This is a genomic window from Chryseobacterium taichungense (genome assembly GCF_900109935.1).
Lineage (GTDB): Bacteria > Bacteroidota > Bacteroidia > Flavobacteriales > Weeksellaceae > Chryseobacterium > Chryseobacterium taichungense.
Genome location: NZ_FOBV01000002.1, coordinates 381,446 through 395,256, shown reverse-complemented (window position 1 = coordinate 395,256; position 13,811 = coordinate 381,446). Strand labels below are relative to the sequence as shown.

Genomic DNA, 13,811 nt, shown 5'->3' with positions numbered 1-13,811 from the left:
TTATTTCATTGAAAAAATTTCTTCAAGCTGTAAAATAAATCCTCTCTGTGCAGGATTTATTTTTTGCTTTGCTTCATCGGAAGAAAACCATTCCCAACAATCTACCTCCGGAATTTCCATCTTTCTGCCGGATTTTGGTGGCCAGTCTATGGTTATCATATTGCTGCTCATGTCAGAAGTTTCAACATTTCCTTCCACAGCCCATGCAAAGACTTTTTTACCTGCCTTTTGAGTAATGGAATTTAATTCAGTAAAATCTCCGTCAATTGTTTTTCCTGTTTCTTCTTCGAATTCTGTCTTGGCGCGTTCCAACAAATTTTCGTCTTCAGAAGCTTCTCCTTTTGGTATCGACCAGGCTCCCAAGTCTTTATTTTTCCAGAAAGGTCCGCCGGGATGTACAAGAAAATAAAAGAATTTTCCTTCTTTTCTCTTAAACAATAGAATTCCTGCACTTATTTTCATGGATTACCAGCTGCTTAATCCGTTTTCAAGCGCTTTAAGATAATTTTCCTCATCAAAAGAATACAGATCAGGAGCTTTGTGCGCACCACCCTTTCTCTGTTCGTCAAGTTTTTTCAAAATCCCAAGATTTTTGATTTTCCTGTAAAAATTACCTCTGTTAAGCTCTTTTCCGAGAATAACTTCATACAATTTCTGAAGTTCCGAAAGGGTGAATTTTTCGGGCAACAGGTTGTATCCTATAGGTTTATGCGAAATTTTTTCTCTTAATGTTAATAAAGCCTTCTCAATAATATCTCTGTGGTCCATGGCCAGTACAATCTCCGGAAGCTTACTCAGATAAATCCATTCGCAGGTTTCACTAAATTCATCCGCTATCAGATTAAATCTGTCTGGGTTATATAGTGCATAATACCCTATCGTAACAAATCTCTGCTTATGAAAGAGCGTTTCATCAAAATCTTCAAAATAAAACTCACTTCTGTTCTTTTTACCGAACACTCCAAATTCCTCCAGATACACATCAGTAATACCTGCTCTTTCCTTTAATATCCTTACCACAGCTTCATCGAGATCCTCATCCTTTCTAACGTATCCGCCTGGTAAAAGCCATTGTTTACGATAGTTCATTTTGAGAAGCAGAACTTTCAATTCGTTCTGATCAAATCCGAAAATGACAGGATCTGCGGAAAGATGAGGTAAAAAAACCTCTTTAAGCTCATTAGATCTATTTAAAATTTGTTGTCTGGAGTCCATTAGAGAATTTGGAAAATTTAGTAAACAAATTTAATAAAAATCTTATATAAGTAGAAAATTGGCAAACTGAAGTACTTTTTGGGGAAAATTTTGGTTAAATCTAATCATTGTTTCGTATAGAAACAATGAATTTCTATAAAATAATTTTAAAATAATAATCTGACATACAGCAATTTAATTACAATATTAAATTTTTATTAACATTTTTTTGCATAATTGGAAGAAAGAATGTAGTATTGTAATGATTCATAATGAAGCAATGAATATAAACACTACGCTGAACGAAATTACTTTGATATATACCCCACCCGGAGTATATAAATTAATGGAAAAATAGTAATGTTTTCCTAACCGAATCGAAATATATCAGTAAAAAATGGTGCTGATACATTTCGAAGAATCTGATGCTGAGGAAAACCGGCAAAAAACAATCCCGGTGCTGAAATAAAGTTTCATCCATACATTTTTTGGATGCAGGATGAACTATGCCTTTAAACATGTACGATAACAACTATATAGAATTTAGACAACTAAGCAATGAGAAAATCAACTCTTAAAATTTCGGCATTGGGACTGATGCTTTCCTTCGCAACAGCTTTTGGTCAGGAAACCGACAGTGCTTCTGTAAAAACTGCAGTGAAAGCAGCAGTAAAAAATGAAGAAGGGGTAAAAACAGTAGCCACTTCCAAAGAAGACAATAACAGAAATGTAATGCTGAATGCAGCAAACAATACAAGCCCAAGAGATGTAAATATCGGTTTACCTTCCACAGTAGGCGGAATAACGATTCTTGAGAATGATCTTCCTGTAGTTTATTTTTTCTGGCCTGAACTTCCAAACAAAACATGGAGACAAAGTGTAGGCCTGGAAAAAACAGGACTTTTGAAAATGGACCAATTAGCCAACACAATGGGTGACCTTGGTTTTGCAGTAAATTCTTATTCTCAAACGGGAACTAAAGATTTCAAATTAAAAGGAAAGCTTACAACAAGTACTTTCGGTTGGTTGCAAGGTGACGTAAACGCTTCAGGACCGATTTCTAAAAACGGCTGGACTTATACAGTAGGTGCTTTTGCCAACTTTGACCCGAGTACCTACAAATTAGGCTTTGCAAGAAATGCCGATGAAACCAAAATTTTCAGAGCAGGCATTACCAAATATTTCAACAATGACAAGGGAAAAATCTCCGTTTTATACAAATATGCAGATTCTTACAGCATCACCAATTATGCCGTTTTCCAATACGGAGCAGAGGGTAAAGTAACCGAGCTGGATAATTTTAAAATCGGTAGAGATTCTTATGTGGTGAGAGACGGACTGATGAAAGTCAAAGATATTCTCACCGGTGAGTATTCGTGGCGCTCAATGAGCGGAAATGATAACAGGTCAAAATCGCATAATATCGATATTTTCGGTAATTATCTTTTAGACAATGGTTGGAATTTTAAATTCTCAACAAGAGCACATTTTTCTAAAGTAAAAATGTCCAATATGATTCCTTTAAGTATTTTTAATGCAGATTCTTCAGCAGGATATACACTGGCTTCTAACGGTCAACCTTATTCCGGACAGGTAGGAACTATTCTGGGGATGTACACTCCGGAAACCCCGATTACTAGTGTTGCCGGTCGTTTTTCTTTAAATAAACAGCTTGGAAATCATAATGTGACATTCGGATTATTGGAACAATATTATCATGTTGATAAATTTACATCCGACCGTACTTTCTTCTTCCAAACTGTTGAATCACAGCCTCAGAGACTGATTGGTCCAAATACTGATGCAGACGGATTCTACAACTACAATGCGGGTGGAGAATATCACAGCGGAACAGAAAACAAACTTTCACTGTATGGTACAGATGAATGGAAAGTTACCGACAACTTTAATCTGAGTTATGGTTTACATTTGAGAAACCACATCCTTGACGGAGAATATTCTCTGACGCCAAGAACCATTGGTTTCAGCTTTACAGATCCAGCTCAGTTTGACCATATCAGTCAAAGTTTCTTCCAGATTGCGGGAAGTTTAAACGCGACTTATAACATTACCAAAAACTTCGGAATTTTAGCCAACTTCTTGTATACTGAAGAAAACAGAAGACTGGAAAGTTACTCTCAGGCTTTTGAACCGAACACTAATAAAATTAAAAGCCCGTTGGGTGCATTCGGAGTTTTCTGGAATACAAACTGGATTCAATTTATTTCTCAGGCGACTTATCTTAAAAAGAACAACAACCTTAACCGGTACAACCTTGTAAATCCTGCCAACAGTTCTCAGGCGCAGACTACAACGGTTTATTACGATATTCAGACTTTGGGCTGGACGACGGATTTTGTTTTAAAACCATTCAAAGGATTTAATTTACATTATCTCGTGACGTTCCAAAATCCGGTTTATAAGAAATTTAATTTCAATGCCTTCGGAAAAGACTATAAGTACAGTGACAACAATGTCTTAGGTGTTGCTAAAGTGTTGATGGAAATCGATCCAAGCTATTCTGTCGACAAATGGAGGTTCTGGGCAAGTTTCAGGTATTTCTCAAAACAATATGCGAACCTTACGAATGCCTTATACTTCGCTCCAAGATGGGAAACATTCGGAGGGGTAAGTTATACAGTTAACAAAAATATCAATATTGGTGCAACAGTCATCAACTTCCTGAACCAAAGAGGAGCCAGCGGAACCATCAACGGTGCCGAACTGATTACCGATGCTAGTCCATATTATGGAAAATTGTTGACTGGAACGTACATTATGCCGTTGACAGGTCAGTTATCAGTAAGCTTTAATTTCTAAAATGTAAACAATGAAAAGAACAGTTTTAAATGTTGCTGCATTATTTTTAGGAATAACAGCATTTGCACAAAATATTCAGACAGTTACGAATTCTAAAGGTCCTGTTTTAGGATATTCAGCAGATTCAGGGGTGAAAATTCTGACGATTGGCGGAAATAAATTCAAGGATTTAAACAAAAACGGAAAACTCGATAAATACGAAGACTGGAGACTTCCTGTTGACGAAAGAGCAAAAGATTTAGCTTCAAAAATGACGATCGAGCAGATTGCAGGTCTGATGTTATATAGCGGTCATCAATCGGTTCCGGCGCCTCCGGATGGCATAAGAGCAGGAAAATATAACGGCAAATTTTATAAAGAAAGCGGCGCAAAAGCCTCTGATTTAACAGACCAGCAAAAGAAATTTTTAAAGGAAGACAACCTTCGTCACGTTTTAGTAACAACGGTTGAATCTCCTGCAATTGCAGCACAATGGAGTAACAATATTCAAGCTTACATCGAAGGTTTGGGATTGGGAATTCCTGCGAACAACAGTACAGACCCGAGACATTCCGCAACGGTAACAGCCGAATTTAATGAAGGAGCCGGCGGACAGATTTCTCTTTGGCCGGATGGTTTGGCAATGGGCGCAACATTCGACCCGGAATTGGTTAAAAAATTCGGGAATATTGCCGCTCAGGAATACAGAGCATTAGGAATTTCAACCGCATTGTCACCTCAAATCGACTTAGGAACAGAACCTCGCTGGTACAGAATTGCTTATGTTTTCTCTGAAAGTCCAGAATTGACAGCAGACATGGCCAGAGGCTATATTGACGGTTTCCAGACAACAACCGGGAGCAAAAACGGTTGGGGAAACAAAAGTGTAAATGCAATGGTAAAACACTGGCCGGGAGGCGGACCTGAAGAAGGTGGTCGCGACGGTCACTGGGCGATGGGGAAATTTGCGGTTTATCCGGGAAATAATTTCCAGAATCACGTAAAACCTTTTACAGAAGGTGCTTTCAAACTAGCTGGAGGAACCAGAGAAGCTGCTGCGGTGATGCCGTACTATACAATTAGCTTTAATCAGGATACTAAGAACGGCGAAAATGTTGGAAATGGTTACAGCAAATATTTAATCACAGATTTACTTCGTGGAAAATATAAATATGACGGTGTAGTTTGTACCGACTGGTTGATTACAGCTGACGAACCAAAAACGCCGGGCGGATTTGCCGGAAAACCTTGGGGTGCTGAAAAATTATCCATCGCTGAACGTCATTATAAAGTATTGGAAGCTGGTGTTGACCAGTTCGGAGGAAACAACGACAAAGGGCCTGTTCTGGAAGCCTATCAGATGGGCGTAAAAGAACACGGCGAAAAAGCGTATCGTGCGAAGTTCGAGCAGTCAGCGGTTCGTTTGCTGAGAAATTTCTTTAGAACCGGATTGTTTGAAAACCCTTATGTCAACGTAGAAGAAACCAAAAAAATCGTTGGTAATCCTGAATTTATGAAAGCTGGTTACGAAGCTCAGGTAAAATCTATCGTATTGTTGAAAAACAAAGCCAATATTCTTCCAATCAAAGAAAGAAAAACGGTTTACATTCCGAAGAGATATTCTCCTGCAACGTTCAACTGGTGGGGAGTGTATACAGCTCCGTCTCTAGAATATCCCGTTGATATCGAGAAAGTAAAAAAACATTTCAACGTAACCGAAGACCCTTCAAAAGCAGATTTTGCATTGGTTTTCGTGAAAAGTCCACACAGTGAAGAAGGCGGTTACAGCGACATCGATGCTAAAGAAGGCGGAAACGGTTACCTTCCGATTTCTCTTCAATACAAAACGTACACAGCAACAGAAGCTCGTGAAAAAAGTATTGCAGCGGGCGACCCGGTTGTTGCACCCAATGTTCACGACAGAACATTCAAAAATAAAACTTCTACCGCGACTAACTTCACCGATTTGTTAGCCATTGAAAATGCTTACAAAGCAATGAACGGAAAGCCTGTTATTGTTTCTGTAACAGCTTCTAAACCTATGGTTTTCAACGAATTTGAAAAGCACGCTGATGCGATTCTGATGAACTTCAATGTATCCAATCAGGCGGTTGTGGATATCATTACCGGAAAATATGAGCCTTCAGGACTACTTCCGCTTCAGATGCCTGCGAATATGGCAACCGTTGAAAAGCAAAAAGAAGACGTACCTTACGATATGGAAACGCACAAAGATTCCGAAGGTCATGACTATGATTTCGGATACGGAATGAACTGGTCTGGTGTTATTAAAGATGCGAGAACAGAGAAATATAAAAAATAATTGATAATTCTGGGTCTGTATTTTACAGGCTCAGAATTTTATTTTTGAATTAAAAACTGTCATTAATAACCACAAATCAAAGATTCGACGGAGTCAAAAGTCACAAAAGATTAAGAGCTAATTAATATTTTAAATAAGTTCACAAAACTAAAAATCAAAGATTTTTAAACTAATGTGTTCTAATATTTCCAAAGCTTTAAACTTAAATCTGATGTGACTAATGTGTCAAAATCAAAAACTTTTGTGCCTTTTGTGGTTAAAAAATAAAAACAATGTAATATGAAAATCAGATACACAATCTATTCATTAATGCTAAGTTCATTAATGTTTGCTCAGGAAAACCTTGATTTCAGCGGAAAGAAAAACTTAATTTCTCCCGAAATCAACGGTCAGAATGTGACCTTTCGTTTGCTCGCTCCCAATGCAAACAGCGTAAAACTGCAGGGAAACTGGTTTCCGTCCAAAGGAATGGAACCCGGTTCCGTCGATTTACAGAAAGATAAGGACGGTGTTTGGTCGTTCACAAAAAATGATTTCAATCCCGATATTTATACCTACTCATTCGTTGTTGATGGTGTAAAAGCCAACGACCCGAACAATTCGTACCAGGTTCGTGATGTTTCGTCGGTGATGAGTATGATTTTGATTGACGGAAAACAATCCGAAAATTACAAAGTTCAAAATGTTCCGCACGGAACGGTTTCCAAAAGATGGTACCATTCAGATGGACTGAAAGAAGACCGAAGATTAACCATTTACACACCTCCAGGATACGAAAACTCCAAAGAAAAATTCCCGGTTTTGTATTTGCTTCACGGGATGGGTGGCGACGAAGAAGCGTGGATGACGTTGGGAAGAGCATCGCAGATTTTGGATAATTTAATTGCCAAGGGAAAAGCCAAGCCGATGATTGTCGTAATGCCAAATGGTCACACCAGCAATTCTGCAGCGCCGGGCGAATCTTCCAAAGGGTTTTATAAAATCGATATGAGGACGCCGGATATTTTTTCGGGGGATATGGAAACCTATTTCAAGGAAATCATGGATTTTACCGAAGAAAATTACCGTACAAAAGCTGATGCTAAAAATCGGGCAATTGCCGGACTTTCGATGGGTGGTTTTCATTCATTGTACATTTCTGCGAATCAACCGAAAACATTTGATTATGTAGGTTTATTTTCCCCGGCGATTCTTCCGCCAGACGAAAAGAAAAGTCCGGTTTACCAGAATTTAGACCAAAAACTGAAAACCCAACAGACCAATTCATACAAACTGTATTGGATTGCCATCGGAAAAACCGATTTTCTTTACAAAAACGTCACAGAATACCGTCAGAAGCTCGACAAGATGAACTTTAAATATCAATATGTAGAATCAGAAGGAGGTCACACGTGGAGTAATTGGAGAACCTATCTTAACGAATTTGTTCCGCAGTTGTTTAAATAAAATAGTATTTATTTGGGCAGCTATTTCCGCCTGAAGTTTATCCTGAGCGAAGTCGAAGGGCTCCCAATCTTTTTTGCAAGACGATTTCAGGTTACTAGAACTTAAAGTATAAGCAAAAAAGGATTTCCGCTCAAGTCGGGCTGCGTGAGATTCGCAGGTTTAATTAACAAAATAATTCAACAGCATTTTTGTCATTCCGTAGGAATCTCAACGATGATTATAAAATTCTATACTTACGGAATGACAAACACTATGATAAGAGATTGTATTACTTATTTAAGTGAAACGCCTTTGCGAACTTGAAAACGGTTTAATAATCAAAAAAACTTTGCGCTCTTTGCGTGGTAAAATTTAAAATCAATCAAAATGAAAAAATTCATCATAGCAAGTCTATTTCTTGCAGGTTTAACGAGCATCAACGCTCAAAAATCAATTCCATTATACCAAGGCAAAGCACCAGGCTCAGAATCCTGGACGTATTCCGAAAAAGAAATGGATTCCGATTTATTCAAAACTCATTTGGTATACAACGTTGCCGCTCCAGCCATAGAAATCTACGAAGCACCAAAAGCAAAAGCTAATGGTACAGTAATCGTAATCGCTCCCGGAGGTGGATTTCAAAGTCTTTCCATCAATAAAGAAGGAAGAGATTTAGCCAAAATTCTTCAGGAAAAAGGAATTACAGCGGTTGTTTTAAAATACCGTTTGCTGGAAACCAAAACCGGAGACCCGGCGCGTGAAATGATGGAAAACATCAAAGACAGGCCGGCTTTTGATGCGAAAACTGCACCGATAAAAGTGATGGCCGGAAACGATATCAAAACTGCCATTTCTTACATCAGAAAAAATGCAGCAAAACTCAATGTTAATCCGGAAAAACTAGGCGTTATCGGCTTTTCTGCGGGTGCAAGTGTGATTCTGGAAAGTGTGCTTCACAGCGACGATGCTTCTACTATTCCGAATTTTGCCGCTTCCATCTATAGCGGTCCGAGCGATGCCGTTTTAGGTTATCAAGTTCCTGAGCAAAAGTTACCATTGTTCATTTGCGCAGCAGACGATGACCAATTAAAACTGGCTCCGAAATCTATTTTATTATACACCAAATGGCACGATGCAAAACAGCCTGTAGAACTTCATATTTATGAAAAAGGTGGTCACGGTTTCGGAATGGCAAAACAGGATAGTCCGGTGGATAACTGGTCGAATGTTTATCTGGATTGGCTGAAATTTCATAAGTTTTTATAATCAATTAGAACAAAAAAAGTTAAACCACAAAAGTCACAAAAACGTAAAGTTTAAATAATGCTTTTGAAAAGTTCACAAAAATAAAAATCAAAGATTAATTTCTATGTGATAAGAATTCCATGAATTTTACAAATTCATTTTTAGGCTAAACCATCAGGTCGCTCCTACGGAGCTTTGTTTTGGTACTACATTTTTTTCTATTAACAGGAAGTCCCGATGGGACTAATGCAGCTCCATTAGAAGTAAACTTGCTATGGAAAGTCATTCTGCAGGTCGTTCCTACTGAGCTTTTTTTTTCACTGCATTATTTCTATTTAATAAATAAGTCCCGATGGGATTAATGTAGCTCCATTAGGAGCTAACTGATAATAGAAAGTCATTCTTTTTTGTGATTAAAGCTCCGTAGGAGCGACCTGTTAAATGTATTTTAATTTTATCGGATAACAATTCTTAAAATTAATGTGGTTAAAAAATGCCTTTTGACTTCGTCGAAATAAATATTCATCAACTAAAAGGAGATAATCATCGATTTGCGGTTAAAAAAAATAAAATATCAAACAAAGAAATAATTATGAAGAAGAATAGATCAACATTGACAGCACTTTCTCAGAAAGCAAAATATGCAGGATTGTTTATGGCTTTATTAGCAGCTTCACCGCTTGCTAAAGCCCAGAATAATCCAACCGTAATGGTTAACGGAAAAACATTCAAAGACCTTAATAAAAATGGTAAACTCGATGTTTGGGAAGATACAAGACTTTCCGTGGACAAAAGAATAGATGCCATCATCAGACAAATGACCAACGAAGAAAAAGTCAATCTTCTTATCGGAACGGGAATGCCCGGAATTGAAGTACTGACGGGTCCTGTCGGAGATTCAAAGCAAGGTTTGGTTCCCGGAGCAGCGGGTGGAACGGCAGATTTCGAGAGATTCGGAATTCCTGCGACGGTAGTTGCGGACGGACCTGCAGGTTTGAGAATTGCACCAACCAGAAAAAATGATTCAAAAACGTATTATGCAACAGCATTTCCGGTGGGAACAGCTTTGGCTTCAACTTGGAATAAAACACTTCTGGAGCAGGTCGGAAAGGCAATGGGAAATGAAGTGAAAGAATATGGCGTAGACGTACTTTTAGCTCCGGCTTTAAACATTCAGAGAAATCCGTTGAACGGCAGAAACTTCGAATATTACTCTGAAGACCCTTTAATTTCAGGAAAAACAGCTGCCGCCATTGTAAACGGAATACAGTCTCAGGGGGTAGGAACTTCCATCAAACATTTCGCGGCGAATAACGAAGAAACCAACCGTTTGACGATCAATGCCCACGTTTCTGAAAGAGCGATGAGAGAATTGTATTTGAGAAACTTCGAAATCGCCGTTAAAGAATCTCAGCCATGGACAGTAATGTCCTCTTACAACAAAGTGAACGGCGTTTATACCTCAGATTCAAAAGATTTATTAACTCAGGTTTTGAGAAACGAATGGGGTTTCAAAGGCATCGTAATGACCGACTGGTTTGGAGGTTTCCCGGGATTTGAATCCATCAGAAGCGGCGGAATTTCTGACGTTGTAAAACAGATGAATGCAGGAAACGACCTTCTGATGCCGGGAATTCCTGCACAGAAAAAAGTGTTGCTGGAAGCTCTTAATTCGGGTAAACTTTCTCAGCAAGTGGCTGATTTAAATGTAAAAAGAATTTTAGAATACATTTTTAAGACACCGACTTTCGCACAATATAAATACAGCGATAAGCCAAATCTGGCTGAACATGCAGAAGTAACCAGAAACGCTGCAACAGAAGGAATGGTTTTGCTTAAAAACGAACAAAATACTTTGCCTTTTGACAACAAGCAGAAAGAAGTTTCGTTATTCGGAGTGACTTCTTACGCATGGATTACAGGTGGAACAGGAAGCGGAAGCGTAAATAACAAACACACGGTCTCTCTTTTGGAAGGTTTGAACGCAGCAGGTTACAAATTAGACAAAGAATTAGTTGATCTGTACAAGCCTCATGCTGAAAAAGAAGTAGCCGCAGAAAAAGAAAGGAGAAAAGCAAAAGGAATTTTGGCTTTGCCGGAAAGACTTCCCGAAATGAAATTGGATGATGCTTTCTATGCTAAAAAAGCAGAAACATCGGAAATTGCTTTTGTAACATTAGGAAGAAATTCCGGAGAAGGCGGCGACAGGGTTGTCGATAATGACTTTAATCTGGCAACAGAAGAAATAGAAATGCTGGATAAGATTTCAAAAGCATTCCGTGCCAAAGGAAAAAAAGTTGTCGTTATTTTAAATATCGGCGGTGTTATAGAAACGGCTTCATGGAAGCATAAAGCAGATGCCATTTTACTGGCCTGGCAACCGGGACAGGAAGGTGGACACTCCGTTGCTGATGTGATTTCAGGAAAGGTAAACCCTTCCGGAAAACTGACAATGACTTTCCCAGTGAACTATACAGATCATGCTTCAGCAAAGAATTTCCCGGGAGTACCAGCGGATAACCCTAAAGATGTGACTTATCAGGAAGGTATTTATGTCGGATACCGTTATTTCAATACATTTGGTGTGAAACCTTCTTATGAATTTGGTTATGGTAAATCTTATACGGATTTTGTTTATTCCAATATTAAAACCAATTCAAAAACTTTTAATAATAAACTGGAAGTAAGTGTTGATGTTAAAAATACCGGAAAGGTAAACGGAAAGGAAGTTGTTGAATTATATCTTTCTGCACCGAACAAAAGTATAGACAAACCAACATCTGAACTGAAAGCTTACGCTAAAACCAAAGATTTGAAACCGGGAGAATCTCAAACGATTACTTTGACTCTTAATCCCAAAGATTTAGCATCATTTGAAACAGCAAAATCAGCTTGGGTTGCCGAAGCAGGAAATTATAAAGTTTCTGTCGGAGCCTCTTCTTTAGACATCAGACAAACGGCGGAATTCTCTGTTCCGAAAGAATTGGTCGTTGAAAAAGTTCAGCACGTTTTCCCTGCGGATACTAAATTTGAAGATTTGAAACCATAAAATTTACATAAAAGGAGCTGTAGATTTAAATGTACACATTCATACACTTAATTCAAAAATTAGAACCCAAAACATTTTTAGGGCATTTATTTCTCAGCTTCTTTATGTTTAATGATATAAAGATATTTTCATGATAAGTTTAATGTCTCGAATTAAGATTTTATCTTTAAAATAGGTATCTTTAACCACTTTTTAAAATAAATGAATGTTATGATCAATGATGTAAAGGCTAAAGGCAGGAATTATACAGTTCCTCTCGTTACCATCACCCTTTTGTTTTTCATGTGGGGATTTATCACCTGTATGAATGATATCCTGATTCCTTATCTGAAACAGCTGTTTAACCTGTCGTTCTTTGAATCGATGCTGGTGCAGTTTTGTTTCTTCGGTGCCTATTTTATCGGTTCCCTGATTTACTTTTTAATATCGAGTACGCAAGGCGACCCGATTGACAAAGTAGGTTATAAAAAAGGAATTCTTTTCGGAATCTTCCTTGCAGCTTTAGGCTGTGTTCTTTTTTATCCTGCAGCAAGCTTTGCTTCTTACGGATTATTTTTAGGGGCACTGTTCATTTTAGGATTAGGATTTACAGTTCTGCAGATCACGGCGAATGCCTATGTTTCTTTGCTTGGTCCGGAAGAATCTGCATCCAGCAGACTGAATATGACACAGGCTTTTAATGCTTTCGGGACAACGATCGCACCGGTTTTGGGCGGACACCTTATTTTCGAATTGTTTTCTGCACCTGACGGCTCGTTTTCTGCAGCAGCAACTAAAATTCCTTATCTGATCTTTGCGGGAATTCTTTTACTCGTAGCTTTGTTAATTTCAAGAGTTAAGCTTCCTGATTTCCAGGTAAAAGGAGAAGAAATCGTAAAAGGATTCGGAGCATTGCAACACAATCACCTGAAATTTGGCGTTCTGGCTATGTTCTGCTATGTCGGCGGAGAAGTAGCAGTAGGAAGTTTTATCATCAGTTTCCTGGAACAGCCACAGGTTATGAATTTATCTGAAGTGGTAAGTAAAAATTACCTTTCTTTATATTGGGGAGGCGCAATGATCGGACGTTTCCTGGGGGCTATATCATTAAATCAGTCTATTAGCCAGGGAAAAAAAGCTTTGTATATGCTGGGAGCAGCGGCGGCTGTGTTTTTAGTGATCTTCAGTATTGTAGATCTTAGTTTTGCGCAGATCAGCTTTTTCCTTGTATTTATTGCATTAAATTTTATCGCATTCTTTATCGGGAAAGCAGCTCCGGCAAGAACCTTATCTATCTTTGCAGCAGTGAATGTCGTTCTGTTGATTTCCGCTATGTTAAATCATGGTGAAATGGCAATGTACAGCATTCTGGGAATCGGAATATTCAATTCCATTATGTTCTCGAATATTTATACGTTAGCTATTTCAGGATTAGGTAAATATACGAGTCAGGGATCTTCATTAGTTGTAATGGCTATTTTAGGAGGCGCTATCGTACCTATCTTCCAGGGATATCTGGCTGATGTTTTCGGAGTGCAGCATTCATTTATCATTCCGGTATTCTGCTATGTCGTGATTCTTATTTTCGGAGCTTACTGTACCAAATATCTGGGGCATGTAAAGCAAGATGCAGATGCAAAATCAGGACATTAGATATTTTTATATAGTTAAACCTGCCGTTGGGCAGGTTTTTTTGTTTTTATATTTAATAAAATTATATCGAAACTGTTTTTGTTTGGTATTGTAAATAATTACTGCTAGCGCGAGCGTCTCGTGCTTATGCTATAATCATGATAT

General features: G+C 38.3%; 8 protein-coding genes. 6 read left to right on the top strand and 2 right to left on the bottom strand.

Annotation, left to right across the window (positions count from 1 at the left end; all coding sequences use genetic code 11):
• Nucleotides 1-462, bottom strand: a complete 462-nt coding sequence (locus BMW64_RS05370; protein WP_089998983.1) for an NUDIX hydrolase — start codon at nt 460-462, stop codon at nt 1-3.
• Between the two features lie 3 nt (nt 463-465).
• Nucleotides 466-1,215 carry an NUDIX hydrolase gene (locus tag BMW64_RS05365; protein WP_089998982.1) on the bottom strand — a complete coding sequence of 250 codons (750 nt, stop codon included), beginning with the start codon at nt 1,213-1,215 and terminating at the stop codon, nt 466-468.
• Nucleotides 1,216-1,752: 537 nt separating this feature from the next.
• Here BMW64_RS05365 and BMW64_RS05360 point away from each other — a divergent pair.
• The 6 genes from BMW64_RS05360 (at nt 1,753) to BMW64_RS05335 (ending at nt 13,667) form a co-directional block, all read left to right on the top strand.
• Nucleotides 1,753-4,014, top strand: coding sequence for a TonB-dependent receptor (locus BMW64_RS05360; RefSeq protein ID WP_089998980.1), 2,262 nt, complete (start codon nt 1,753-1,755; stop codon nt 4,012-4,014).
• Nucleotides 4,015-4,024: 10 nt separating this feature from the next.
• Complete coding sequence (locus BMW64_RS05355) at nt 4,025-6,316, top strand: glycoside hydrolase family 3 protein (protein WP_089998979.1); 2,292 nt, start codon at nt 4,025-4,027, stop codon at nt 6,314-6,316.
• Between the two features lie 279 nt (nt 6,317-6,595).
• A complete protein-coding gene (locus tag BMW64_RS05350; RefSeq protein ID WP_089998977.1) occupies nt 6,596-7,762 on the top strand; it encodes an esterase in 1,167 nt (388 codons plus the stop codon).
• A gap of 366 nt (nt 7,763-8,128) precedes the next feature.
• A complete protein-coding gene (locus tag BMW64_RS05345) occupies nt 8,129-9,007 on the top strand; it encodes an alpha/beta hydrolase (protein WP_089998976.1) in 879 nt (292 codons plus the stop codon).
• A 571-nt stretch (nt 9,008-9,578) separates the two neighbouring features.
• Nucleotides 9,579-12,035, top strand: coding sequence for a glycoside hydrolase family 3 C-terminal domain-containing protein (locus BMW64_RS05340; RefSeq protein WP_089999274.1), 2,457 nt, complete (start codon nt 9,579-9,581; stop codon nt 12,033-12,035).
• A gap of 201 nt (nt 12,036-12,236) precedes the next feature.
• A complete protein-coding gene (locus BMW64_RS05335) occupies nt 12,237-13,667 on the top strand; it encodes a sugar MFS transporter (protein ID WP_089998974.1) in 1,431 nt (476 codons plus the stop codon).
• Nucleotides 13,668-13,811 lie beyond the last annotated feature (144 nt).

Coding starts and splice junctions, on each gene's coding strand:
- BMW64_RS05370 (WP_089998983.1), bottom strand. CDS start 462: ATGAAAATAAGTGCAGGAATTCTATTGTTTAAGAGAAAAGAAGGAAAA.
- BMW64_RS05365 (WP_089998982.1), bottom strand. CDS start 1,215: ATGGACTCCAGACAACAAATTTTAAATAGATCTAATGAGCTTAAAGAG.
- BMW64_RS05360 (WP_089998980.1), top strand. CDS start 1,753: ATGAGAAAATCAACTCTTAAAATTTCGGCATTGGGACTGATGCTTTCC.
- BMW64_RS05355 (WP_089998979.1), top strand. CDS start 4,025: ATGAAAAGAACAGTTTTAAATGTTGCTGCATTATTTTTAGGAATAACA.
- BMW64_RS05350 (WP_089998977.1), top strand. CDS start 6,596: ATGAAAATCAGATACACAATCTATTCATTAATGCTAAGTTCATTAATG.
- BMW64_RS05345 (WP_089998976.1), top strand. CDS start 8,129: ATGAAAAAATTCATCATAGCAAGTCTATTTCTTGCAGGTTTAACGAGC.
- BMW64_RS05340 (WP_089999274.1), top strand. CDS start 9,579: ATGAAGAAGAATAGATCAACATTGACAGCACTTTCTCAGAAAGCAAAA.
- BMW64_RS05335 (WP_089998974.1), top strand. CDS start 12,237: ATGAATGTTATGATCAATGATGTAAAGGCTAAAGGCAGGAATTATACA.